The 22,133-nt window shown below is 63.9% G+C and carries 24 protein-coding genes; 17 read left to right on the top strand and 7 right to left on the bottom strand.

Going from position 1 to position 22,133, the window contains the following annotated elements:
* Nucleotides 1-196 precede the first annotated feature (196 nt).
* The 7 genes from Q3C01_RS37605 to Q3C01_RS37575 all read left to right on the top strand — a co-directional run bounded on the left by Q3C01_RS37605 (nucleotide 197) and on the right by Q3C01_RS37575 (nucleotide 5,110).
* Complete coding sequence (locus Q3C01_RS37605; RefSeq protein WP_458150350.1) at nucleotides 197-718, top strand: Na+/H+ antiporter subunit E; 522 nt, start codon at nucleotides 197-199, stop codon at nucleotides 716-718.
* Nucleotides 711-992 (top strand): MrpF/PhaF family protein, encoded by a 282-nt coding sequence (locus Q3C01_RS37600; RefSeq protein ID WP_458150349.1) that lies wholly within the window; start codon nucleotides 711-713, stop codon nucleotides 990-992. The genes Q3C01_RS37605 and Q3C01_RS37600 overlap by 8 nt, the downstream gene beginning before the upstream one ends.
* The gene (locus Q3C01_RS37595) at nucleotides 989-1,282 is read left to right on the top strand and encodes a cation:proton antiporter (RefSeq protein WP_458150348.1); all 294 of its coding nucleotides are present in this window, start codon (nucleotides 989-991) and stop codon (nucleotides 1,280-1,282) included. Before Q3C01_RS37600 ends, Q3C01_RS37595 begins: the two co-directional genes overlap by 4 nt.
* The gene (locus Q3C01_RS37590) at nucleotides 1,279-2,223 is read left to right on the top strand and encodes an MnhB domain-containing protein (RefSeq protein WP_458150347.1); all 945 of its coding nucleotides are present in this window, start codon (nucleotides 1,279-1,281) and stop codon (nucleotides 2,221-2,223) included. The genes Q3C01_RS37595 and Q3C01_RS37590 overlap by 4 nt, the downstream gene beginning before the upstream one ends.
* On the top strand, nucleotides 2,220-2,564 hold the full coding sequence (locus tag Q3C01_RS37585; RefSeq protein ID WP_458150346.1) for an NADH-quinone oxidoreductase subunit K: 345 nt from the start codon (nucleotides 2,220-2,222) through the stop codon (nucleotides 2,562-2,564). Before Q3C01_RS37590 ends, Q3C01_RS37585 begins: the two co-directional genes overlap by 4 nt.
* A gap of 50 nt (nucleotides 2,565-2,614) precedes the next feature.
* A complete protein-coding gene (locus Q3C01_RS37580) occupies nucleotides 2,615-4,333 on the top strand; it encodes a complex I subunit 5 family protein (RefSeq protein WP_458150345.1) in 1,719 nt (572 codons plus the stop codon).
* A gap of 273 nt (nucleotides 4,334-4,606) precedes the next feature.
* Nucleotides 4,607-5,110 (top strand): DUF1269 domain-containing protein, encoded by a 504-nt coding sequence (locus Q3C01_RS37575; RefSeq protein WP_458150344.1) that lies wholly within the window; start codon nucleotides 4,607-4,609, stop codon nucleotides 5,108-5,110.
* A 16-nt stretch (nucleotides 5,111-5,126) separates the two neighbouring features.
* Here the strand turns inward: Q3C01_RS37575 and Q3C01_RS37570 are convergent, their stop codons facing one another.
* The gene (locus Q3C01_RS37570; RefSeq protein ID WP_458150343.1) at nucleotides 5,127-5,840 is read right to left on the bottom strand and encodes a Bax inhibitor-1/YccA family protein; all 714 of its coding nucleotides are present in this window, start codon (nucleotides 5,838-5,840) and stop codon (nucleotides 5,127-5,129) included.
* A gap of 229 nt (nucleotides 5,841-6,069) precedes the next feature.
* Here Q3C01_RS37570 and Q3C01_RS37565 point away from each other — a divergent pair, with 229 nt between their 5' ends.
* The 10 genes from Q3C01_RS37565 (at nucleotide 6,070) to Q3C01_RS37520 (ending at nucleotide 15,701) form a co-directional block, all read left to right on the top strand.
* On the top strand, nucleotides 6,070-6,252 hold the full coding sequence (locus tag Q3C01_RS37565; protein ID WP_458150342.1) for a DUF6894 family protein: 183 nt from the start codon (nucleotides 6,070-6,072) through the stop codon (nucleotides 6,250-6,252).
* 218 nt (nucleotides 6,253-6,470) lie between these two features.
* A complete protein-coding gene (locus Q3C01_RS37560; protein WP_458150341.1) occupies nucleotides 6,471-7,910 on the top strand; it encodes a basic amino acid/polyamine antiporter in 1,440 nt (479 codons plus the stop codon).
* Nucleotides 7,911-7,943: 33 nt separating this feature from the next.
* Complete coding sequence (locus tag Q3C01_RS37555) at nucleotides 7,944-8,180, top strand: hypothetical protein (RefSeq protein ID WP_458150340.1); 237 nt, start codon at nucleotides 7,944-7,946, stop codon at nucleotides 8,178-8,180.
* A 42-nt stretch (nucleotides 8,181-8,222) separates the two neighbouring features.
* The gene (locus Q3C01_RS37550; RefSeq protein ID WP_458150339.1) at nucleotides 8,223-9,359 is read left to right on the top strand and encodes an AI-2E family transporter; all 1,137 of its coding nucleotides are present in this window, start codon (nucleotides 8,223-8,225) and stop codon (nucleotides 9,357-9,359) included.
* The gene (locus tag Q3C01_RS37545) at nucleotides 9,356-9,958 is read left to right on the top strand and encodes a hypothetical protein (protein ID WP_458150338.1); all 603 of its coding nucleotides are present in this window, start codon (nucleotides 9,356-9,358) and stop codon (nucleotides 9,956-9,958) included. The genes Q3C01_RS37550 and Q3C01_RS37545 overlap by 4 nt, the downstream gene beginning before the upstream one ends.
* Before the next feature lies 1 nt (nucleotide 9,959).
* Nucleotides 9,960-10,445 carry a DUF992 domain-containing protein gene (locus Q3C01_RS37540; RefSeq protein WP_458150337.1) on the top strand — a complete coding sequence of 162 codons (486 nt, stop codon included), beginning with the start codon at nucleotides 9,960-9,962 and terminating at the stop codon, nucleotides 10,443-10,445.
* A 158-nt stretch (nucleotides 10,446-10,603) separates the two neighbouring features.
* Complete coding sequence (locus tag Q3C01_RS37535; RefSeq protein WP_458150336.1) at nucleotides 10,604-10,882, top strand: DUF308 domain-containing protein; 279 nt, start codon at nucleotides 10,604-10,606, stop codon at nucleotides 10,880-10,882.
* A 21-nt stretch (nucleotides 10,883-10,903) separates the two neighbouring features.
* Nucleotides 10,904-11,227, top strand: a complete 324-nt coding sequence (locus tag Q3C01_RS37530) for a twin-arginine translocation signal domain-containing protein (protein WP_458150335.1) — start codon at nucleotides 10,904-10,906, stop codon at nucleotides 11,225-11,227.
* Nucleotides 11,228-11,331: 104 nt separating this feature from the next.
* Nucleotides 11,332-12,552 carry an efflux RND transporter periplasmic adaptor subunit gene (locus Q3C01_RS37525; RefSeq protein ID WP_458150334.1) on the top strand — a complete coding sequence of 407 codons (1,221 nt, stop codon included), beginning with the start codon at nucleotides 11,332-11,334 and terminating at the stop codon, nucleotides 12,550-12,552.
* Nucleotides 12,549-15,701, top strand: coding sequence for an efflux RND transporter permease subunit (locus Q3C01_RS37520; RefSeq protein WP_458150333.1), 3,153 nt, complete (start codon nucleotides 12,549-12,551; stop codon nucleotides 15,699-15,701). The genes Q3C01_RS37525 and Q3C01_RS37520 overlap by 4 nt, the downstream gene beginning before the upstream one ends.
* A gap of 37 nt (nucleotides 15,702-15,738) precedes the next feature.
* Here Q3C01_RS37520 and Q3C01_RS37515 read toward each other — a convergent pair whose 3' ends face one another.
* The 6 genes from Q3C01_RS37515 to Q3C01_RS37490 form a co-directional block, all read right to left on the bottom strand.
* On the bottom strand, nucleotides 15,739-16,506 hold the full coding sequence (locus Q3C01_RS37515; protein WP_458150332.1) for an SDR family NAD(P)-dependent oxidoreductase: 768 nt from the start codon (nucleotides 16,504-16,506) through the stop codon (nucleotides 15,739-15,741).
* Nucleotides 16,503-17,615, bottom strand: coding sequence for an ABC transporter ATP-binding protein (locus Q3C01_RS37510; protein ID WP_458150331.1), 1,113 nt, complete (start codon nucleotides 17,613-17,615; stop codon nucleotides 16,503-16,505). Before Q3C01_RS37510 ends, Q3C01_RS37515 begins: the two co-directional genes overlap by 4 nt.
* 10 nt (nucleotides 17,616-17,625) lie before the next feature.
* The gene (locus Q3C01_RS37505) at nucleotides 17,626-18,483 is read right to left on the bottom strand and encodes a carbohydrate ABC transporter permease (RefSeq protein ID WP_458150330.1); all 858 of its coding nucleotides are present in this window, start codon (nucleotides 18,481-18,483) and stop codon (nucleotides 17,626-17,628) included.
* Entirely contained in the window at nucleotides 18,476-19,324 is an 849-nt protein-coding gene (locus Q3C01_RS37500) for a carbohydrate ABC transporter permease (protein WP_458150363.1), read from the bottom strand. Before Q3C01_RS37500 ends, Q3C01_RS37505 begins: the two co-directional genes overlap by 8 nt.
* A gap of 77 nt (nucleotides 19,325-19,401) precedes the next feature.
* Complete coding sequence (locus Q3C01_RS37495) at nucleotides 19,402-20,691, bottom strand: ABC transporter substrate-binding protein (protein WP_458150329.1); 1,290 nt, start codon at nucleotides 20,689-20,691, stop codon at nucleotides 19,402-19,404.
* Nucleotides 20,692-20,749: 58 nt separating this feature from the next.
* On the bottom strand, nucleotides 20,750-21,922 hold the full coding sequence (locus tag Q3C01_RS37490) for an ROK family transcriptional regulator (RefSeq protein WP_458150328.1): 1,173 nt from the start codon (nucleotides 21,920-21,922) through the stop codon (nucleotides 20,750-20,752).
* Between the last annotated feature and the right edge of the window lie 211 nt (nucleotides 21,923-22,133).

Genomic DNA, 22,133 nt, shown 5'->3' with positions numbered 1-22,133 from the left:
GGTGTGGCCGGATGGAATCGTGGTTAGCCAGGGTTCGGACCCTAGGAGATTCCCGGGACGCGATCAGGCAATCACCCGATATTCCCCGGTTCCACCGACGGCGCATGATGCAATCGTCCGTCGTTGCAGCGTGCAAGGCCGGTTCAAGACACGGCCGAGCCCGGTGCGTGATCCGCGGGCGATCGAGGAAGCCGACATGACGGGATCCTCAGGCGACCAAGATGCACGCTCGGGCATCACGAATGGTGGCGTGTGGTCGAGTGTGATCTCGCGGGCCGCATTGTTCCTCTGTCTCTGGCTCGTGCTGGCCGGTGCCAGGCCGGCAGATCTTCCTGCCGCGGCGGCGGCCGTGGCGGCCGCAACCTGGACGAGCCTGCACCTGCTGAAGCCGAGCCCATCGCGGCGTTCGCTCAATGCGATTGCCCGACTGGCGCTGCTCTTCCTGTACCACTCCGTCGTCGCCGGATTGGACGTTGCACGACGCGCGCTCGATCCCCGGCTGCCGCTCCGCCCGGGATTCGTGGCTTATCCAACCCGTCTTTCGCCCGGCATGCGACGTAACGTGTTCACGACGTTTACCAGCCTGCTGCCGGGAACGGTGCCATCCGGGGAGAGGAACGGAGATATCCTCTATCATTGTCTCGACGTCGAACAGCCCGTGCTTGCCGACCTTGCCGCAGAGGAAGCGGCGCTCATTCGAGCTCTGTACAATGACTGATTTTCTAACCGCGGCGGTCGGCTTCATCCTGACGATGCTGGCGCTCGGGCTGGTGTCGATCTTGCGCGGTCCGGGGGACGCCGATCGCATGATGTCGGCGCAGTTGATCGGGACCGGAGGGATCGCTGCGCTGCTGCTGCTTGGCACGGTCACGGGCGTGCCGGCTGCCGTCGACGTGGCGCTGATCCTGGCATTGCTAGCCACCTTCGCATCCATCGCGTTCGTCAAGAAGGGGCTTTCGCGCCTCGAAGCCGATTCAACAGACAGCCCATGAGCCTCGCAGGCGACATCGTAACGATCGCGAGCGTATCGACAGGCGCCTTCTTCTTTCTGGCCGGCACCGTCGGCCTGCTTCGCTTTCCCGACACCTTGACCCGTCTGCATGCGCTCACCAAGGCGGACAATCTCGGCCTGGGCTTCGTCGTGCTCGGATTGCTCCCGCAGGCAGCAAGCCTGCGTGACGGGTTGAAATTGATCAGCATCTGGTTGCTGGCGCTGCTGGCAGGCGCAACCGTCTCCCAATTGATCGCGCGTAGCGCGCGCCAAATCGGATCGGCCAGATGAGCATCGCGACAGTCTTCGAGATCGTGCTCGCCGCCGTGGTGCTAGGCCTCGCCCTCTGGACGATTGCCGTACGCGAGACCTATTCGGCAACGGTCGGCTTTGTCGCCTACGGACTATTGGTTGCGCTGATCTGGGTGCGTCTGGACGCCGTTGACGTCGCCCTGACGGAGGCCGCAATTAGCGGAGGCCTGGGTGGAATCGTGCTGTTGGGTGCCGCCGCCCGGCTACGGGACACAGAGGCGACGACCACGGAAACACCGAGCCGGATGGTGCGTCTCGGCGGGGCTGTACTCTCCGCAGCAGTCGCTGCCGCACTAGCGATCTTGATCCTGTTCTTGCCTGATCCCGCACCAACGCTCGCGCCGGCAGCCGTAGCGAATGCCTCGGCGACAAGCCTCGCCAACCCCGTAACCAACGTGCTGATGGCGTTCCGCGGGATGGACACCATGCTCGAGAAAGTCGTGCTCCTGCTCGCCACCATCGGTGTCTGGTCGCTCGCATCGGATCAGGCCTGGGGTGGCCGTCCGGGACCCCGCCACGAGGCCGATCCGAATGGCGTTCTCGCCTTTCTCGCGCGTCTCTTGCCGCCCGCCGGTATCGTCATCGGCATCTACATCCTGTGGACCGGCGCCGATCATCCGGGCGGCGCGTTTCAGGGCGGCGCGGTTCTGGCATCGATGTGGCTCCTGGTCATCATGGCGGGATTGGCGGACACGCCGCCTGCGAGCAGCCGACGGTTGCGGCTTGTCCTCGTGGCCGGGCCCGGCCTGTTCCTCCTCATCGGTCTTGGCGGGCTCTGCTTCGGCTCGGCGTTTCTTGCCTATCCGATCGCCTTCGCCAAGCCGCTGATTCTGGGCATCGAGATCGCGATGCTGCTGACGATTGCGGCCACGCTCGCCCTGCTGCTCGCCGGCGCACCGGAACGGAGTGTGCAGCGATGAGCGCCGTGACGGTATTCGGATTGAGCGCGGCTGCCGCGGTCGGACTAGGGCTCTACGGCCTGATCACGAACCCGCAGCCGCTGCGCAAGATCATCGCGTTCAACCTGCTCGGCAGCGGCGTATTCCTCCTGTTCGGCATCATCGGACGCCGGGGCGCTGCGGCGGGCTTTGGCAACGATCCGGTGCCGCAGGCCCTGGTGATTACCGGGATCGTCGTTGCGTTCTCCGCGACAGCCCTTGCGATCGCCCTGTTGCTGCGGCTGTTCCAGACCTCCAGCTCCACGACACTGCGCAGCGACGCGACGCGCATGGGCCGGCGCGCCGACGCCTCCGGTGGTTGATGCTGCCCGCTGCTCCCGCGCTGGCGACGACGGCAAACGGCTTCCTGCTGGTGCTGTCGATCGTCCTGCCGGTCGCGGGCGTCGTGCTGGCCTTCGCTCTCGGTGACCGTTACGTCCGGCTGGTTGCCTTCGCAGTCATGCCGTTGGGGCTGGCGGTCGCTGTGGCTATTCTGCTGGCGTTGCCGCAGAACGATGGTCACCTCGTCTATTTGCTCGGCGGCTGGGTGCCACCGCTTGGCGTCGCGCTGCGTGCGGACGGACTGTCAGCTGTGATGATTGCAGCGACGGCGGTCGTGATCTCTGCGGTCGCCATCTATGGCGCGTCTGATTTTCGGCCTGCAGCGGCGGCGCGGGCACCGGCCGCATTCTGGATTCTGCTGCTGGCAATATGGGGGGCGCTGAACACGATCTTCGTGGGGGGAGACCTCTTCACGCTTTATGTCGCCCTGGAACTGTTGACATTCGCCGCTGTGCCCTTGGTCTCGCTCGACGGCCGTTCGGAGACACTCCAGGCGGCGTTGCGATATCTGCTCTTCGCGCTGCTTGGGTCGGTGCTTTATCTGGCGGGCACGGCCCTGCTCTATGGTCTCTATGGCACACTCGACGTCGTGCTGCTCTCACGTCGCGCCAACGCGCAGCCGGGCACGCTCATCGCCGCTGCATTGATGACGACCGGCCTTCTTGCCAAGACTGCACTCGTTCCCTTGCATCTTTGGCTGCCGTCCGCCCACGCGGGCGCTCCGGCGACCGCCAGCGCGATCCTGTCGGGCCTCGTCGTGAAAGGGTCTTTCTTCATCATCGCACGACTTTGGTTTCAGTTGATGCCGGCATTGCCTGGCTTCGCGGCTACCCAGCTACTCGGAGCGCTGGGAGCAACGGCAATCGTGCTCGGAAGCTTTGTCGCTCTACGGCAGGAGCGGCTGAAACTCCTGATCGCCTATTCGACCCTGGCCCAGATCGGCTATCTCTTCCTGATGTTCCCGCTGGCACTGGATGCGTCGGACAGGCTGGAGGCCGGCGATGCCCTGGCAGGAGGAATGCTACAGACCATCACCCACGCCATGGCAAAGGCGGCGATGTTCATGGCCAGCGGATCGATTTACGCAGCACTTGGTCATGACCGCGTCGCAGGGTTAGGTGGTGTTGCGCGAGCACTCCCCCTCAGCACCCTGGCTTTCGCGTTCGGCGGAATTGCGCTGATGGGCGTACAGCCGAGCGGCGCTTCCGTTGCCAAAGATCTGCTGTTGCAAGCCGCGGCTGAAAAGGGACAATGGTGGTGGGCAATTGTGCTCCAGGCCAGCGGGATATTCACAGCTGCCTATGTTGTGCTTGTCCTGGCGCATGCGTTCGCACCTTCGCCGAACCTCATTGCTCTTTCGAGCCCGGTGCCACGAATTCGGGACTTGGCGCCGCTTGTGCTGGCTTTCGGCTCGCTCCTGCTCGGCCTCGTGCCCTTCGGAAGTTACCTTCCGGCTGCGTACGACACGGCGCCAAGCGGGTTGAACTTTGCGCCGCTGTCGAAAGCTATTGTCCCCGTTTTCGGAGGCACCGTACTGGCATTCCTCGCCCGCCCGGGGGCTCATTCGCTCGCGTCTCCCACCGCCTGGAGGCTTGTCATGCGCCCGGTTTGTTCGCTCCGGGAAGGCTGCATCGCGCTCGGCGACCTCATCGAACAGGGCAACGATCTTCTTTGCCGATGGCCGACGGCAAGTATTTCCCTTCTTTCACTCGCTGTGCTCTTCAGTACTTTGATGCTTGCAACCGTGTAAAGCGACGGCAGACCGTAGTTCGGATCGCTCGGACGGCCGGGAACTTGCCCAGTTTGCCAATGGTTGAAGGTACTCCTAGTCGAGGATCAGGATTTCCCTCCTCGCCAGGGGCCCGGCCGATCGCCTCGCGCGCGCCCCTTCGCGCATCAGAACATTCATCCCTTGTGCCCAGGGTTTTCTCCGATGCCGCGCGCAGCGGCCGCGGACTACCGTGGTGCCGGAGCGCACCATCAGCAGCATCCCGCCCAGCCGACAGAGCTCAAGGAGGTTTCGATGTCCGATCTCGTCGCGATCGTGTACCCGACCGAGGCAAAAGCCGAGGAAGTGCGTCAGCGGCTGCTCAAATTGCAGAAAGAATACCTCATCACCATCAGCGACGCCGTAATCGCGGTCAAAACCGATACCGGCGGAATCAAGCTCAACCAGCTCGTCAACACGACGGCCGTGGGAGCGATGACGGGAAGCTTTTGGGGACTCCTGATCGGCGTGCTGTTCCTGAATCCGATCCTCGGCGTTGCGGTCGGGGCGGCGTCCGGCGCGCTGGGCGGCGCACTGTCCGATTTCGGCATCGACGATACCTTCATGAAGGAGCTGTCCGGCAACCTCCACACTGGCAACGCGGCCTTGTTCGTCCTGATCAAGCACATGACGGCGGACAAGGTGCTCAAGGAGATCAAGGATGCCGGCGGCGTCGTGCTGAAGACATCCCTGGACGAGAGCAAGGAAAAGATGCTGCGTGACGCACTCGCCAGCGCGGCAGAGCGACCGGCGGCCTGAGGCCGCCTTCCGCTGCTCAGCGTCGGCTGCCGGCGAGGCGCAGCAGCATCATGAACAGGTTGATGAAGTTGAGATAGAGCGACAGCGCGGCAAGAACGGACTTCCGGCCTGCCGAGGTCTCATCGTCCGCGCTGTCGTACATCGCCTTGATGCGTTGCGTGTCATAGGCGGTGAGGCCTGCAAAGACACCGACACCGATGATCGAGATCAGCCAGTCGAGCCCGGACGACCTCAGGAAGAGGTTCACCAGGCTTGCGATGATGATGCCGATCAGGCCCATGAACAGGAAGGTGCCGACGCCCGACAGGTCGCGCCTCGTCGTATACCCGAACAGGCTGAGTGCGCCAAAGGTCGCAGCCGTGATGAAGAACACGCGTGTGATCGAAGCGCTCGTGTAGATATGGAGCAGGATCGAGAGCGATATGCCGACCAGGGCGGCATAGACGAAAAACAGCGTCCTCGCCGTCGAGACCGCCAGCGTATTGATGCGCGATCCCAGGAAGAATACCAGCGCGAGTGGCGCCAGGATGAAGACCCACATCACCGGACTTTGCAGCCAGCTGGGATCAACCAGCTGATAGGTCAGCCACGCCGCAACCGCGGTCACGGCCACGCCAGCGGCCATGTGATTGTAGATCCGCAACATGTAGTCGCGCAGTCCGGCGTCAATCGCAATCGCGCTGCCGCCGGCCTGACCTGAGGCGGCCAGGTTCTGATCATAGTTCGACATCGCTTTCCTCCTCTCGCGCGTCGGCGGGATGAGATCAGGCTATTCCAGTGCGCAGCTCCCGGACATCGGCTGATCACCCGAGGAACCGGGGCAAGATTCCCCTAGTTCGGGGAAGGCCGCCTCAACCTTACGGAAGCGAAATCCGCCGGGCCGCCCGTCATTCCTTTGGCGGATGTGCCTTACGGGTTTGTCACTGGCAGCCGTCCACGCGCCGGCCTAGTTCAGCAGCATGCGCTACTTCTTTCATATCGTCGACAGATATGGCGTCTTCCCCGACTGGATTGGATGCGTGCACGCCGACCAGGATGCGGCGCTGGAGCACGCCAGGCGGATTGCAGCCGAGCTCGCCAAGACCGGAGAGTTTTTTCGCGAAAGCTTCGTGTTTGTGGCGTGCGCTGCGGTATCCGGTTAACTGTCGAGTTCCGAGCGATGCACGGTCGCTGAAGGCTGAGCCGCTGTCCGCGAGCTCCCGGCGATGCCGATTTACGGCCATCACCCTCTACAGAGAATCCCTGATGTGCGGACGGGAAAGCCGCCTCTAAGGTTGCAGGCCTCAAGGGTCGACGCCATCCCGCGAACCCCGCGGTCTGTCGTATCAGGCTCATCTCCGATCGGGAGGCGATTCCCGTCATGGCTCCTTCGTCGCACGAGGCCGCTCAGACGCTCTCTCGAAGCGCGCTCACCGCGCTCGTGGTCGGGTCGATGGTGGGTTCGGGCATCTTCGCATTGTCCGCATCCTTCGGTCGTGCCACGGGCGTGCTTGGGGCGATCATCGCTTGGATCATTGCCGGTACCGGCATGCTGATGCTGGCACTGGTGTTCCAGGCGCTCGCACGCCGCAAGCCGGAGCTCGACGCAGGCATCTACGCTTACGCCAGGGCCGGATTCGGCGATTACATCGGCTTTGCCTGCGCCGCCGGCTATTGGATCGGTTGCTGTCTTGCCGACGTCACCTGTCTCATCCTGATCAAGGCCACGCTCGGGCAGTTCTTTCCTGTGTTCGGTGACGGCACGACGCCGACGGCGATCGCGGCGGCATCCGTGCTCCTGTGGGGCGTGCATGTCCTGGTGCTTCGCGGCATCAAGGGAGCGACCACCCTCAACACAATCGCAACCTACGCCAAGATCGTCCCGATCCTGACGTTCATCATCGTGGCGATCTTCGCCGTGGACGCCGGACGGTTGTCACAAAGCTTCTGGGGAACGGACGAGCCAGCTCTTGCGGACGTTTTCATTCAGGTCCGCGGTACGATGCTGCTCACCGTCTTCGTCTTCGTCGGGATCGAGGGGGCAAGCGTGTACTCGCGTTATGCCAAGGACCGCTCCGACATCGGGGTTGCGACCGTCATGGGCTTTCTCATCGTTTTGAGCCTCCTCGTCCTCGTGACGCTCCTTTCCTACGGCGTGCTGCCGCGCGAGGCGCTGGCCGCGCTTCCGACGCCGTCGATGGCCGGCGTGATGGAGGCGATGGTCGGCCGCTGGGGCAGCATCTTCATCAGCGTCGGACTCCTGATCTCGATCCTCGGAAACTACCTGTCATGGTCGCTGCTCGCAGCTGAAGTCCTGCACTCGGCGGCGCTGAACCGCACCATGCCCTCCTTCCTCGGCAGCATGAACGCGCACCAGGTCCCGGCGGGCGCGCTCTGGCTCACCAACTGCGTCATCCAGGCCTTTCTGCTCGTCACCTGGTTTGCAGAATATGCCTTCACGCTCGCGCTGAAGATGACCAGCGCGATGACCCTGATCCCCTATTTCTTCGTCGCGGCATATGGGCTGAAGCTCGCCTCTCTCGGGGAGACCTACGATGCAGGCGAGCGCGCCCGCACCATCGACTGGATCCGCTCGGCCGTCGCGACGCTCTATGCCGCCGGCATGATCTATGCGGGCGGTCCCAAGTTTCTGCTGCTGTCGTCCATCCTGTATGCGCCCGGAACGGTGCTATTCTTTCTCGCAAAACGCGAGCGCAAGGAGACGACCTTCAGGCCATTCGAAGCCGTCACATTCGCAGCGCTGACGGTCGCTGCATGCGCCGGCATCTATGCACTGACCGTCGGAGCGATCTCGATCTGAACCCATTCGTTTGGTTGTCAATTGGAGGCGAGCATGAACATCCGGGCCCTCTGCGCCGGTCTGATCTTTGGACTGACGGCAGCGATTGCACCTTCGACCCCATCCCTGGCGCAATCCGACACCAAGGGCGTGGCCCCGCCGAAAGAGCCAGGCGCAGCCGCACCCGGTACAACCGCACCCAATACCAACACGAACCCGACGAAGCACCGCTACTGGCGTCATCGCGGCGGCGTCCATCCACACTATGGCAGCCGTCGGGTTCGCACCTAGAGCAACGCAGGGATCGCCGAAATCCCGCGAATTGGTCGATCGATGAGCGACACACGGATCGGACAAGACAGGCTCCGCGAGGTGGTGCGGCGCGACGAAGCCGACCCCACCGGCAGCGATGGCCGGCGCAGCCTGCTCACGACGGGGCTCACTCTGCTTGCCGCATGCGTCGCACTGTTCCTGGCATGGCAATCCGTTTCGAGCCTCCTCGTCGTTTTCGCGGGCGTGTTGTTTGCGGCCTTGCTGGATGCCGCCGCGCGGGCGCTCGCGCACGCCCTCCCGCTGAAGCGGGTCTGGCGATTGACGCTCGTGCTTCTGTTCCTCACCGCCCTGTCGGGACTTGGCCTCGTCTGGGGTGTGCGCAAGCTGCCGGAGCAGACGCGAATATTGCTCAAGGTGATGGACACCCAGCTCGACATCCTCCAACAGCATCTGTTGTCCTACGGCGTCGATCTGCTCGGCCCGGAGTGGGGTCGGGATTTCGCGCAATGGCTGCTCTCCGATCAAGGCCGGCTTCTCAGCCACGCCCAGTTCGTGCTGGGCGGCGCCTCGAGCGTGCTGACCGCTACGCTTGTGATCCTGTTCCTCGGAATCCTCTTTGCGTTCGACCCCACCAGCCATCGCGAAAGCCTGGTGATGCTGGTGAAGCCGTCATATCGGGCACGGACGCGCGAGGTGATGGACGAGATGGGCAACGTCATGCGGCTCTGGTTCGTGGGACAACTCATCCGCATCATCCTGATGACGCTGTGCGTCTGGGTCGCGCTTTACCTGATCGGGCTGCCCGGCCCATTCGTGCTTGGCCTCCAGGCAGGGTTGTCGAACTTCATCCCCTATCTCGGGCCGATCGTCGCCGCCATTCCGATCGCGCTCGTCGCGATGCCTCTTGGCGGCTCGCTGCTGATCTGGGCCGTCGTCGTCTACACCATCATCCAGTCGGTCGAAGGCTATGTGATCGGGCCGCTGATCCAGCGCCAGGCCGTGGAAATCCCGCCGGCCTGGACCCTGGTCGCGATCGTCTTGCTGGGCGCGCTGTTCGGCGTCATGGGCATTGCGCTGGCGATGCCGCTGGTTGCCATCGGCCGGGTCGCGATCATCAGGTTCTATGTCGAGGATTATCTCGGCGATGGCCCCAGACTGGCGCTCAACAACGGCAAATCACGCGTGGGTGACCCATGAACGACACTGAGCGCGAGATGGATACGCAGCAGGCCGAGAGCGGCGAAGCTCATTCGGGCATGGCCCATTTCCTGTGGCAGCAGCTTCCTTATATCGTGGCGCTAGTGCTGGCGATTGCGGGCGTCGGCTACACCAATGTCTCGCACCAGCCGCTCGTCGGTTATTGGGAGTTCCTGGCGCTGGCCATCGGCGTGGTCTGCGTCATCACCAAATGGCGGGAGGTCGAAGCTAGGGATGCCAAGTTGCGGTTGATCTGGACACAGGCGCTGCACTGGGTCGCCGTCCTGGTCACGATGAACATCATCCTGGTGTCGGGCGTGCAGCAGTTGCTTCCGACACCGGCAACCGGGCTCGTTTTGCTGACGTTGCTCGCGCTCGGAACGTTCCTGGCGGGCGTCAGTCTTCTGTCGCTGCAGATCGCCTTCCTCGGCCTTGCGATGGGCTTGGCCGTTCCGGCGATATCCTGGCTGAAGCAGTCTTTCTTCTTCTTCCTGCTGGGCGCCGTGCTCCTCATCGGCCTCGGCCTGACCTTCTGGCTTCGCCAGGATCGGCGGCCGAGGACCGCGCCTGCCGACACCAAGACGCACATGGAGACCTGACATGCGAATGACACGGATCGTTGCAGTGATCGGCGTATCGGCGCTGCTATGCGCGCTCACCCTGCCCGCGCGCGCGCAGACCTTCAGGGTCGGCCGGCTCCTGTGTTTCAGCAACCCGCGCGTAGGGCTGGTGCTCGGATCGGCGCAGACGCTGCGCTGCGTGTTCCACGCGAGCAATCCGCCGCGGCAGTACATCTATGAGGGGCGGATCAGGCGCATTGGTCTTGATATCGGCGTGACCAGCGCAGGCACTCTCTCCTGGGCCGTGCTCGCCAAGAACTCGCGCATCGGCCCCGGCACCCTGCGCGGCAACTATGTTGGCGCGAGCGGCAATCTCGCACTGGGGCCCGGCCTCGGCGCCAATGTCCTGATCGGCGGCTCGCGGCGCAGCGTGATGCTGCAGCCGCTCTCCATCGAGCGATCGATCGGCCTCAATCTCGCAGCGGGTGTCACCAATCTGACTCTGGGGCCGAGGGGACGGCGATAGCAATTCGCTGGCGCCTCTCGAGCGATCGCAGCGTCACCATTCATGCAAATGGGAATATTCCCGCTCCATTGATCAGGGTTTCGTCGGATGTCGGCGTTGCGGGTTCCAAGCTAGCATTCAGGCGTGTCGATCGAGCCATTGCCGATGAGGAGAATGGCATGGCAGCCTATGACAGCCGAACCGACATCGAGGGCCTCGCTCCGCCCCCATTCTGCGTCTGCGCGCTGCTTGGCATCGTGCTGATCGCCGCCGGTCTCTTTGCACTCGGTGACGTCGTGTTCGCAACACTCATCAGCGTCAAGCTGATCGGCGTGATCGCGATTGCGGCCGGTGCGTTCGAGATCATGCGCGCCTTCTGGACCACGGGATGGGCGGCTTCCTGTGGCAGGTTCTGCCTGGCGGCTGCTCTATGCGCTGCGGTCCGTGGGGCGAACTGAGTGACAAAAGAGGAGAAGATGATGAATGCTCCCTCCCGCCGTGCTTTCCTCGGCTTTGCCCAGAGTGCCGTTGCCGCCGCAGCGATCGGCGCCATCGGCGTTCGCTTGATCGAGACCGCGGAAGCCATGCCGATCGCTCCCGATCTCGGGCAGGCGGGGACGCCGTCCGATCTCGTGACGCAAGCGCAGTGGGGACCAGGACCTGGCTGGGGACCTGGAACTGGCCCCGGTTGGGGACCCGGCCCCGGCTGGGGACGACCGCCACCACCGCCGCCGCGGCGCAGGCGCCGCTGGGTCTGCTGGTGGCATCGCGGCCGTCGTCAATGCGGATGGCGGTGGCGCTAGGAGCCGTCGCAAAGGCTACGACGAGCCTGCACGCAGCAACCGCGCGCCGCGGGCGTGAGTGAGGCCTGCGCCACTGATGTCAGGGCCGGGGCAAGGAGCGGACGATGGACCTTGCGCAAGCCTCGGTCAGACTGCTGCTGGCAAGCCTCCTGACGATCAGCGCCGGCGGGACAGCCTGGACACAGCCTGCTCCCGCCGGGCCGCCTGCGGTCGGCGTCGTGGAAGCGGCCAAGCGGCCGATCACCGAGACCAGCGAATTCATCGGTCGGATCGAAGCGATCAATCGCGTCAACGTCGTCGCACGCGTCACCGCGTTTCTGGAAAAGCGGCTGTTCGTCGAAGGCGCAGAAATCAAGACCGGAGATCAGCTCTATCATCTCGAACGTGGCCCCTTCGAAGCCGACCTCGAGGCAAAGCAGGCACAGGTGGCGCAGCTCCAGGCGACGCTCGAAAACGCCAAATTGACCACCGAACGCGCACGTACGCTGCTCGGCGGACCGGCCGGACAACAATCGACCTACGACGCCGCCATTGCGAACCAGCGCAGCCTGGAAGCGCAGGTACAGGCCGCGCAGGCACAGGTCGATGCGTCCCGGATCAATCTCGACTACACCGTGATCAGCGCAGCGATCGACGGCAAGATCGGACGCACGTCAGTCACCGAAGGCAACGTCGTCAGTCCGAGCTCGGGCGTGCTGACCACCATCGTCAGCCAGGACCCGATGTACGTCACCTTCCCAGTGCCGCTTCGCCAGGGGCTGGAATTGCGCGAGCGCTATGGTCCGAAAGGCGGCCTGGAAGCCGTGGTGATCAGGTTGCGGCTCCCCGACGGCCGCATGTATGGCCAGACCGGCAAGCTGAATTTCGTCGACAACACCATCGCGCAAAACACCGATACGGTCACCGTGCGCGGCGAGATCGCCAACCCGATCCTGCGGGCACCTTCGGCTGCGGGCGTGACCGTCCACGAACTGACCGACGGCGAATTCGTCACCGTCGTGCTCGAAGGCGTCGAGCCCGTCGAGGTGCTGGCGATCCCCCGCTCCGCCGTGCTCTCGGACCAGCAGGGTGATTATGTTCTCACCGTCGGTGCCGACAACAAGGCCGAGCAGCACCGCATCAAGCTCGGACAATCGACGCCGACCATCGCCGCCGTGATCAGCGGGCTCACCGCCGGCGACAAGGTCATTGTCGAGGGCCTGCAGCGGGCCCGCCCCGGCCAGGTCGTCGCGCCGGGTCCGGCAAGCCCGCTGATCCTGTCGAGCATGAACGCCGCCACAAGCGATACCGGCACGTCCGGCAAAGCGGTAGGCGCCAAGCCATGATGTCCGCGATCTTCATCGATCGTCCGCGACTTGCGATGGTGATCGCATTCATCATCACCATCGCCGGTGCACTCGCGCTGATGCAAATTCCGGTGGCGCAGTTTCCGGACATCGTGCCGCCGCAGGTCTCCGTCTCCGCCACCTTCCCCGGCGCGTCCGCGGAGGTGGTCGAAGGCAGCGTCGCCCAGCCACTGGAGGCGCAGGTCATCGGCGTGGACCGCGCCCTCTACATGAAATCGACCAGTGCCAATGACGGCACCTATACGCTGACCGTTTCCTTCGCGCTCGGCACCAATCCCGATATCAATACGGTCAACGTCAACAATCGCGTCCAGAGCGCGCTGTCGCAACTGCCGACCGAAGTGCAGCAGCAGGGCGTGACCGTGCGCAAGCGGTCCTCGGCGATCCTGCAATTCCTGGTGCTCTACAGCGCCGACGGGCAGCAGGATCCGCTCTTCATCACCAACTACGCCATCATCAACGTGCTCGATGCCCTCGCGAGCACGCCGGGGGTCGGCCAGACCAACCTGTTCGCCAAGATGAACTACTCGATGCGGATCTGGTTCGATACGCAGCGGCTGACCAGCCTCAATCTGACACCGTCGGACGTCATTGCCGCGATCCGCGCCCAAAGCGTCCAGGCACCGGTCGGCCGCATCGGGGCGCGGCCGATCAGCGATGACCAGCAATTCCAGTTCAATGTGCAGACCCTCGGCCGGCTCGCCACCACCGATCAATTCGCCAACATCGTGCTGCGCGCCAATCCGGACGGTTCCTCGCTGCTGGTGAAGGACGTCGCCCGGGTCGAGATGGGCGCGCAAAATCTCGACAGCGAAGCACGGATCGATGGCCGCTCTGCCGTGCCGATCGCGATCTATCTCGCACCGGGCGCCAATGCCGTGACGACGGCGAAGGCGGTCGCGGCCACGATGCAACGACTGTCCAAGCGCTTCCCGACCGGGCTCAGCTACCTCGTGCAATACGACTCCACGAGCTTCGTATGGGATACGATCACCGAAGTCCTGCGAACCCTGGCCGAGGCCTTCGTCCTGGTCGTGATCGTGGTGTACCTCTTCCTCGGCAATCTCCGCGCCACCGTGATCCCGGCCGTGGCCGTTCCCGTAAGCCTGATCGGCACTTTCGCCGTGCTGCTGATGGCCGGCTATTCGGCCAACACGGTGTCGCTGCTCGCAATGGTGCTCGCCATCGGCATCGTCGTGGATGACGCCATCGTGGTGGTCGAGAACGTGGAACGTGTGATGGAGGAAGAGCCGGCGCTGTCCCCCATCGAAGCCAGCAAGAAGGCCATGACTCAGATCACGGCGCCGATCATCGCGATCACGCTGGTGCTGCTCTCCGTATTCGTGCCGATCGCGTTCATTCCGGGCATTTCCGGCACGCTGTTTCGCCAGTTTGCAGTCACGATCAGCGCGGCCATGATCATCTCCGCATTGAACGCGCTGACATTGTCGCCCGCGCTCTGCGCGCTGTTCCTGCGCCACACCGGGCCTAGGCGCGGCATCATCGGGCGCGTGCTTGGCGGCATCGACTGGTTGCGAGACCGTTACAGCAGCGGGGTGCGCTGGCTGTTGCGCACGGCCGCACTCTCCCTCCTGTTCGCTGCCATCTTCGCCGCCGGGATTTTCGGCATGTCGCGGATCACGCCGACGGGATTCCTGCCCGAGGAAGACCAGGGCGCCTTCTTCACGTCGGTGCAACTCCCCGACGGCGCGTCGGTCGCTCGCACCAGCGAGGTCACCCAAAAGATCGAGGACATCCTGAAGAAAATGCCGGCGGTTGATCACGTCCTCGCCGTCATCGGCTTCTCACTGCTCGACGGCGCATCCGAGCCGAACAGCGCGCTGGTCGTGACCCGGCTCAAGCCTTTTGCCGATCGCAAGGCCGCGGCCGATTCCGCACAGGCATTGATCGCGCAAACCTTCGCAGCCGGCGCGCAGATCCCGCAGGCAAACGTGCTGCCCTTCAACATGCCGCCGATCATCGGCCTCTCCACCTCCGGCGGGTTCGAATACCAGCTCGAGGCGCTGGAAGGACAAAGCCCCGCGGCGATTTCCAGCGTCACCGGCGCATTGATCAGCGCCGCCAACGCCGATCCGCGGCTGGCTCGAGTCTTCTCGACCTTCACCGCGACCAATCCTTCGATCTTCCTCGACATCGACCGTCGCAAGGCGCAGGCGCTCGGCGTCAACGTCAGTGACATCTTCACCGCCTTGCAGGCGACGCTCGGCGGCATCTACGTCAACAACTTCAACCTGTACGGCCGCACCTGGCAGGTCAACGTCCAGGGCGAGGCATTCGATCGCGCCGATATCTCCGACATCTGGCGGATCTATTTGCGCAACGACACCGGCCAGATGGTGCCGATACGGTCGTTGGCCGGCATCAAGATCGTGACCGGACCGCAGGTGATCACCCGCTACAACAACTATCGCTCGGTGACGGTGAACGGCAGCCCGGCGCCAGGCATCTCGTCCGGCACCGCGATCGCCACCATGGCGGAGATCTCCAACGCCGTGCTGCCGGCGGGCTACAGTTTCGAATGGACCGGCACCGCCTATCAGGAGCAGCAGGCCGCCGGCCAGACCGGCATCGTGCTGATGCTCGCCGTATTGTTCGCCTATCTGTTCCTGGTCGCGCTGTACGAAAGCACGGTGATCCCGATCCCGGTGCTCCTGTCGGTCGTCGTCGGAGTGCTCGGCTCCTATGTCGGTATCAAGGTCGCCGGCCTCAATCTCGATCTCTATGGCCAGATCGGCCTCGTGGTCCTGATCGCGCTCGCCGCCAAGAACGGCATCCTGATCGTGGAATTCGCAAAGGAGCAGCGCGAGGCGGGCGTGGCGCTCCACGATGCGGCGATCCAGGGAGCGCACATGCGCTTCCGCGCGGTCATGATGACATCGGTTGCGTTCATCCTCGGTCTCCTGCCGCTCGTCATCGCGAGCGGTGCCGCCGAGCTCAGCCGCCGTGCCGTCGGCACCGCGGTGTTCGCCGGCATGCTGGCCGCCAGCTCGATCGGGATCTTCATGGTGCCGATGCTCTACGTGACGTTCCAGCGCCTGCGCGAGCGGGCGAAGGCGAAATCCGGATCAAACACCCACCTGACGCCGCCCGTCGATGAAACGACCTAGACCATGACGCGCAAGTCGTGGCCGGACGTGTTCTTTCCTAGCCAAGGCCACCGTCGACCTGAAAGCACTGGCGTGTGATGCGCTGGCTATTGTCGGAGGCGAGGAACAGCGCCATCTGCGCAATGTCATCCGGCGTCACGGCGTCCGGAATGGCCTGTCGCGTGCGGAGTTCTACGATCTTTTGCTCGTCCGGGTACCAGAGCCGGCGCTGACGCTCGGTGATTACCATGCCCGGCGCAATCGCATTGACGCGGATGCGGTCGGGGCCGACCAGCCGGGCAAGCGCGTTGGTGAAGCCGACGATCGCCGCCTTGGCCGCGGCGTAAACCGGCAGCGCCGGCGCGCCGCGTATCCAGGCCACTGACGACATGTTGATGATCGAACCACCACCGCGTGCCTGCATCTGCGGCACGACCGCTTGCGCGGCGAAGAAGACGTGTTTGAAGTTGACGCCGATTGTCCAGTCGAATTCTGCCGGCGTCACCTCGGACAGCACCTGGCGCTGGTCGTTGGCGGCGTTGTTCACCAGCACCGCGGCATCGCCAAGCGTACCGTGGACCCGTGCCATCGCCTCGCGCAGAGCCTCGATGTCGAGCAAGTCGCACGGCACGAACAGCGGCGCTGCGCCGCCTGCGCCCGTCACCTCCCGCACCAAGGCTTCGCCGGCATCGGTGTCGATGTCGAGAAAAGCGACGCGGGCCCGTTGGGCCGCGAATGCGCGCACGAAGGCCGCGCCGATACCGCTGGCGCCGCCTGTAATCAACACCACCTGGTCCGCAAGGCTGGGATAACTCGTCTCGGTCATGCGATCAGCCGCTCCGTCTCGGGGTCGAACAGGCAGATGCGGCGCGTGTCGAGCGCGAAGGCGGCGCGCTCGCCGGGCACCGGCCGGATGTCGGGCGCGATCCGCGCCAATGCGGACTCGCCGCCGAGCCGCAGCAACACGATGGTCTCCGCACCGGTGGGCTCGACCATCTCGACCGGCGCGTTGACGACGACGGGCGCGCCGGCGCCGTTGAAACCGCGATTTCCCTCGGCGATGCATTCCGGCCTGATACCGACCACGACGTCGCGACCAACGAAGGACGCGGCCGCGTCGTATCCTTGCAGGCGCAGCCGGGCTTCGTCCGGCCGCCCCGCGCCGATCACGACCACTGGCCCGCCATTGTCCGCTTCGAGACGTGCCTTCATCGTGTTCATCGGCGGTGAGCCCATGAAGCGCGCCACGAACAGATTGGCCGGATAGCGGTAGACTGTGTCGGGATCGGCGAACTGCTGCACCTCGCCCTGGTGCATGACCGCGATCCGCGTCGCCATCGTCATCGCCTCGATCTGATCGTGGGTGACGTAGACGATGGTGGCGCCGATGCGCTGATGCAGCCGCTTGATCTCCATCCGCATCTCGACGCGCAGCTTGGCATCGAGATTGGACAGCGGCTCGTCGAACAGGAACAGCAGTGGATCGCGCACCAGCGCGCGGCCCATCGCCACCCGCTGCCGTTGGCCGCCGGACAGTTGCGACGGCTTGCGGCCGAGCAGCGGCTCGATCTGGAGCAGCTTGGCCACATTCGCCAGCGCCTTTTCCTGCTCCGCTTTCGGCACGTGGCGGCACTCCATGCCGAAAGTGATGTTCTGGCGCACCGTCATCGACGGGTAGAGCGCATAGGACTGGAACACCATCGCGATGTCACGGTCCTTGGGCGGGATGTCGTTGACGACGCGTCCGCCGATCTCGATCGTCCCCGCGCTCGCACGATCGAGCCCGGCCACGATGTTGAGCAGTGTGGACTTGCCGCAGCCCGACGGCCCGACCAGCACGGTGAACTCGCCGCTCTCGATGTCAAGATCGATGCCCTTCAGCACCTCCAGATTGGCGTAGCGCTTCGACAGGGCGCGAATGCTTAGTGCTGCCATGACAATCCCATCATTTCACGGCCCCGGCGGTAAGGCCGCGCACGAAGTACCTGCCGCCGAAGAGATAGATCAACAAAGTAGGCAGCGCTGCGATGATCACCGCAGCGCTCTGCACGCCATGCTGCGGGATATCCGCGATTGCTGCAGATAGCGCGATGAGAGCGGCCGTGACCGGCTGCTGTTGGCCGGTCGTGAACGTCACGCCATAGAGGAACTCGTTCCAGATGTGCGTGAACTGCCAGATCACGGTGACGATCAAGATGGGGGACGAGAGCGGCAGAATGATGCGCCAAAAAATGCGAAAGAACCCGGCGCCATCAATGCGCGCAGCCCTGATTAACTCATGTGGAATGGCGACATAGTAATTTCGGCAGAACAGCACGGTGAAGGAGAGCCCCTGGATCGTGTGAATCAGCACCAGGCCTGTCAGCGTGTTGATGAGACCGATGTCCCGCAGCACGATGGTCCAGGGCAGCAGGCGCATCTGCTGCGGAAGGAACAGACCAAGCGTCACGATGCCATAAATCCAGTTATCGCCGCGGAAGCGCCACAGCGACACGGCGTAGCCAGCGATCGCACCGAGCACGGTGGAGAAGATAGTCGCGGGAATCGTGACCAGCGCAGAGTTCAGCATGTAGGGCCGGATGCCCGCACAGGTCTCGGCGACGCAGAAGCCGCTCCAGGCCTTGAAATAGTTGCTCCAGGCCCAATGTTGCGGCCAGCCGATCATTGAGGCCTGCGCGATCTCCTCGTTGCTACGGAGCGAGTTCAGCACGACGACAACCAGTGGCGCGAGCCAGACAGCCGCGATCAACGACACGAGCAGATAGATCAGAATTCGGCTCGGCTTGAAGGCTCGGTCACGCATGCGTCACCCGCCGTCGCTGGTAATAACGCCACGCTGCATATGGCAACAGCACCGCAAGAAGAATCAGCAGCATGAGCACCGCCGCGGCCGCACCCCGACCGAGCTGGCTGCGCTGGAACATGAGATCGTAGACGACCAAAGCCGGTAGCTGGGTCGCGATCCCGGGCCCGCCGTTGGTGAGCGCGCGGACGAGGTCGAAGGCTGAAATCGCGAACTGCAGCTGAACGACGATCACGGTTATGGTGATCGGCCACAGCGTTGGCAAAATGACGCGCCCGTAGATCCGGATCGGTCCGGCGCCGTCGATCTGCGCCGCCTTGACGATGTCGGCATCGACGGAACGAAGGCCGGCAAGGAAGAGCGCCATGGCGAAGCCCGAGGATTGCCAGATCGCAGCGATAACGATCGTCCAGATTGCCATGTCGCGGTTGACCAGCCAGTCGAACCGGAACGAGGTCCAGCCAAGGTCATGGACGAGCTTCTCGATCCCGATGCCAGGATTGAGCAGCCAGCTCCAGACCGTGCCGGTGACGACGAACGACACCGCCAGGGGGTACAGGAAGATGGATCGCAGCACGTTCTCGCCACGAATGCGCTGATCGAGCAGGATCGCAAGCACGAGGCCGGTCATCAAGCTCAGCAGCACGAAGGCACTGCCAAACAGCAGCAGATTGTCGAAGGCGATCTGCCAGTTTCGTGACGCCAAGACCGACGTGTAATTGCGCAAGCCCACCCAGCCCGAGACCGGAACAAGCGTCGATGGCGTGAACGAAATCCAGATCGTCCACAGCGAAAACGACACGAGATGCGCGGCGGACAAGAGCAGCGGCACCCAGATCATCAGATATTCGGGCAGCCGGCGCACCACGTCGGGAATCGCCGGCCGGCCCGGTCGCGTTGCTGTAGAGACGACGTCGGTCAACGCGCGCCCTCGACGGCGTCGGCGAGGCGGGTGACCGCCTGCTCCGGCGTGATCGTCTTGTTCTTCACATACTCTGTGATCACGTCGATCATCGCGGCGGTCAGGCCGTTTTCCTGCGCCATGTTGTGCGCGAGGCTCAGGACGGCCTGATTGTTGGCGACAGCATCCTTGAGCGCGGCTGCCGTTCGCCGCTGACCATCCGACCAGCCGGCACCGGAGAGGTCGACATCGGTGCGCACGGGTATCGATCCCGTGATCTGCGAATACATTGTCTGGATCGCCGGATCCATGACGAGCTGGGCCATCAATGTCTGACCGGCCTGCAGATCGGCCTCTTTGCGCTGCCAGAATATGAAGGCATCGGCATTCAACAGGAACACCGGCTTGGTATTGTCACTGGGGCCCGGGGCGATGACAAAGTCGTCGAACTTGAAACCGGCGTTGCGTAACACGCCCTGCGCCCACCCGCCCTGGATCATTATGCCCATGTCGCCGTCGACGAAACGCTTCAGGTTGGTGGCAAAGGGTTGGGCGCCGACGTTGGGATCCATCCAGTCGGCGATCTTGCGCACCTGCGCGAACGCGGCCTTTATCTCGGGGCCCTGCAGGGCCTTCGTGTCGAGATTCATGATGGCCGCGCGGTATGAAGTCGGACTGATGCCGGCGAAAGAGGCCTCGAATTTCTGCCCGTCGTCGGGGCGGGTGCCGCCGTTGGCGATGGGAAATGTGACACCCCCCGCTTTCATCTTCTCGGCGAGATCGTTGAAGTCGGCCCAGGTGACGGGGATCTTGTCGGCCTTGGCTTTGTCCATCGCACGTTTGGAGAGAAACAACATGTTGGTGCTGTAGATTTGCAATGGCAGCGAAATCCACTTGCCCCCCGGCTTATGCAATCGTGCAAGATCTGGAGCGACAACCTTTTCGTAGCCGGCGGCAGCAACAAGGGCATCGAGATTGACGGTCGGGGCTATCTTCGACCAAGCCGCAATCTCGGGGCCCTTGAGTTGCGAACAGGCTGGCGGATCGCCGGCGATGATCTGAGCACGCAGCTTGTTCATCATCTCGGTGGTGAACCCCGGGACGGGCGAGTGCTGCCAAATTCCGCCCTTCTCCTCGAATTTCTTGCCGAGCGCCGTGATGGCCGCGCCATCGCTGCCTGCGGACCATTGCGAGATGACGGTCAGCCGCGGCTTGACCGCACCTTGCGCGCGCGCAAGCGCCGGCAGTGCCAGCGCGGCAGCGGATCCAGCGAGCAGATGACGCCTTGTTATTGTTGTGATCGGCATAGCAGTTCCTCCCGGGTGTGAACTTTTTGGCGCGGCGAGCCGCAGGCCTCAGGGCATTTCAGGCAGCCTCCGTCGATGCGGCCGGCATGCCGCCGCGGCACGCCAGGCAACAGGCGGCAAAGGCGAGCGCCGCATTCGGATCGTTACTGTTCGACGGCGGCACGAAAGCGAGCGACACCTCGGCGAGCTTGCGTCCGCCGAGCAGGCTGGCATCGATCCCCTCGACCACGGCCTTTCGGTCGTCCTCGGCGAGAAGGGACGGCCAGCCGCTGATGACAACACCAGGACAGGGCTTAACGTTCAGCGTATTGCCGATCGCAAGGCCGAGCCGGAACAAGCGGCGCCGCAACTCCTGGCGCAGACGGGACGGAACCGAGATTGCATTTACCCAATCGTCGCCGAGCTGGAGCAAATCCGTTTCGCCAATACCAAGAAGCTCGGCGAGTGCAGGAAGCGAGGCATAGGCTTCGACGCAGCCATGATGGCCGCAGCGGCATCGCGGACCGCCCTCGCCGAACACCATGTGGCCCAGCTCGACCGGCCGCGAGGCATTGGCCTCGATCGCGTCGTCCACCCATGCGCCCGCGACACCCTGGCCGACGAACACGAACAGATGGGCGCCCACAAGCGGATAATGTTCGGTGCGGCAGCGATGAAACATCGCATGCGCCACGACCGAGTTGGTGAACTCGACCGGCACGTCCGCAAACATCTCGCTGAACATGTCGCGAACCTGGGTAATGTCGCAGGGAATGATCGGATTGTGCAGTTCGCTCAGCCGGCCGAGTCCGGGAACCGAAACTCCGATCTGCGCAAGGTCGACCCCTCGCCGCCGCGTCCAGGTCTGGAGCAAATGCAGCGCGTCGCGGAAGACCCCGCCGACGGTGTCGACCGTCAGCGTCTTCGGCAATGGCAGACGCTCGACGTAGCTCAGCTCACCCGAAAGCGCCCCGACCGCGACACTCAGCCGCTGTGTGGTCAGCTCGAATGCCGCCAAGGCCACGGACGTGTCGAGCGACACCAGACCGGTTGGGCCACCGATGTAAGGCGCAGGTCGCCTCACTTCCGCGATCAGGCCCTCCGCCTTCAGATCAATCAGGATGCGCGACAGGCTTGCCTCAGACAGGCGCACCGCCCTGGCCAGAGGAGGCCGAAACATGCCGCCCGACTTGAGCAGATGCCCAAGAATGGCCGCACGCGTCTGCCGCCGACTTCTCGGCTGCTCCGACATTTCCGTCCCTGTCGTCATTCTTACTTAGTGTAAGAATGTGCGCGCGGAGCGTTTCGACTGTCAAGTCGCCTGCTGACTAGACGTTGGACTTAGTGTTGTGCGCGGCAGCAAAGCGGCGTGTGATCAGAATGCCGCCTGATACATCTTCAGGATGGCATCGCGGCCGAGATCGCGCGGATTGTTGTCGAGAAGGCGGCGGATCGTGTGGGCC

The sequence above is a fragment of the Bradyrhizobium sp. UFLA05-109 genome, assembly GCF_054185165.1.
The sequence above is the reverse complement of the archived record's forward strand: the minus strand, read 5'-3'. Positions and strand labels throughout refer to the sequence as shown.

Excerpts from the sequence above, each read along its gene's own strand:
- Q3C01_RS37605 (WP_458150350.1), top strand. The coding sequence starts at position 197 with ATGACGGGATCCTCAGGCGACCAAGATGCACGCTCGGGCATCACGAAT.
- Q3C01_RS37600 (WP_458150349.1), top strand. The coding sequence starts at position 711 with ATGACTGATTTTCTAACCGCGGCGGTCGGCTTCATCCTGACGATGCTG.
- Q3C01_RS37595 (WP_458150348.1), top strand. The coding sequence starts at position 989 with ATGAGCCTCGCAGGCGACATCGTAACGATCGCGAGCGTATCGACAGGC.
- Q3C01_RS37590 (WP_458150347.1), top strand. The coding sequence starts at position 1,279 with ATGAGCATCGCGACAGTCTTCGAGATCGTGCTCGCCGCCGTGGTGCTA.
- Q3C01_RS37585 (WP_458150346.1), top strand. The coding sequence starts at position 2,220 with ATGAGCGCCGTGACGGTATTCGGATTGAGCGCGGCTGCCGCGGTCGGA.
- Q3C01_RS37575 (WP_458150344.1), top strand. The coding sequence starts at position 4,607 with ATGTCCGATCTCGTCGCGATCGTGTACCCGACCGAGGCAAAAGCCGAG.
- Q3C01_RS37570 (WP_458150343.1), bottom strand. The coding sequence starts at position 5,840 with ATGTCGAACTATGATCAGAACCTGGCCGCCTCAGGTCAGGCCGGCGGC.
- Q3C01_RS37565 (WP_458150342.1), top strand. The coding sequence starts at position 6,070 with ATGCGCTACTTCTTTCATATCGTCGACAGATATGGCGTCTTCCCCGAC.
- Q3C01_RS37560 (WP_458150341.1), top strand. The coding sequence starts at position 6,471 with ATGGCTCCTTCGTCGCACGAGGCCGCTCAGACGCTCTCTCGAAGCGCG.
- Q3C01_RS37555 (WP_458150340.1), top strand. The coding sequence starts at position 7,944 with ATGAACATCCGGGCCCTCTGCGCCGGTCTGATCTTTGGACTGACGGCA.
- Q3C01_RS37550 (WP_458150339.1), top strand. The coding sequence starts at position 8,223 with ATGAGCGACACACGGATCGGACAAGACAGGCTCCGCGAGGTGGTGCGG.
- Q3C01_RS37545 (WP_458150338.1), top strand. The coding sequence starts at position 9,356 with ATGAACGACACTGAGCGCGAGATGGATACGCAGCAGGCCGAGAGCGGC.
- Q3C01_RS37540 (WP_458150337.1), top strand. The coding sequence starts at position 9,960 with ATGCGAATGACACGGATCGTTGCAGTGATCGGCGTATCGGCGCTGCTA.
- Q3C01_RS37535 (WP_458150336.1), top strand. The coding sequence starts at position 10,604 with ATGGCAGCCTATGACAGCCGAACCGACATCGAGGGCCTCGCTCCGCCC.
- Q3C01_RS37530 (WP_458150335.1), top strand. The coding sequence starts at position 10,904 with ATGAATGCTCCCTCCCGCCGTGCTTTCCTCGGCTTTGCCCAGAGTGCC.
- Q3C01_RS37525 (WP_458150334.1), top strand. The coding sequence starts at position 11,332 with ATGGACCTTGCGCAAGCCTCGGTCAGACTGCTGCTGGCAAGCCTCCTG.
- Q3C01_RS37520 (WP_458150333.1), top strand. The coding sequence starts at position 12,549 with ATGATGTCCGCGATCTTCATCGATCGTCCGCGACTTGCGATGGTGATC.
- Q3C01_RS37515 (WP_458150332.1), bottom strand. The coding sequence starts at position 16,506 with ATGACCGAGACGAGTTATCCCAGCCTTGCGGACCAGGTGGTGTTGATT.
- Q3C01_RS37510 (WP_458150331.1), bottom strand. The coding sequence starts at position 17,615 with ATGGCAGCACTAAGCATTCGCGCCCTGTCGAAGCGCTACGCCAATCTG.
- Q3C01_RS37505 (WP_458150330.1), bottom strand. The coding sequence starts at position 18,483 with ATGCGTGACCGAGCCTTCAAGCCGAGCCGAATTCTGATCTATCTGCTC.
- Q3C01_RS37500 (WP_458150363.1), bottom strand. The coding sequence starts at position 19,324 with ATGATCTGGGTGCCGCTGCTCTTGTCCGCCGCGCATCTCGTGTCGTTT.
- Q3C01_RS37495 (WP_458150329.1), bottom strand. The coding sequence starts at position 20,691 with ATGCCGATCACAACAATAACAAGGCGTCATCTGCTCGCTGGATCCGCT.
- Q3C01_RS37490 (WP_458150328.1), bottom strand. The coding sequence starts at position 21,922 with ATGTCGGAGCAGCCGAGAAGTCGGCGGCAGACGCGTGCGGCCATTCTT.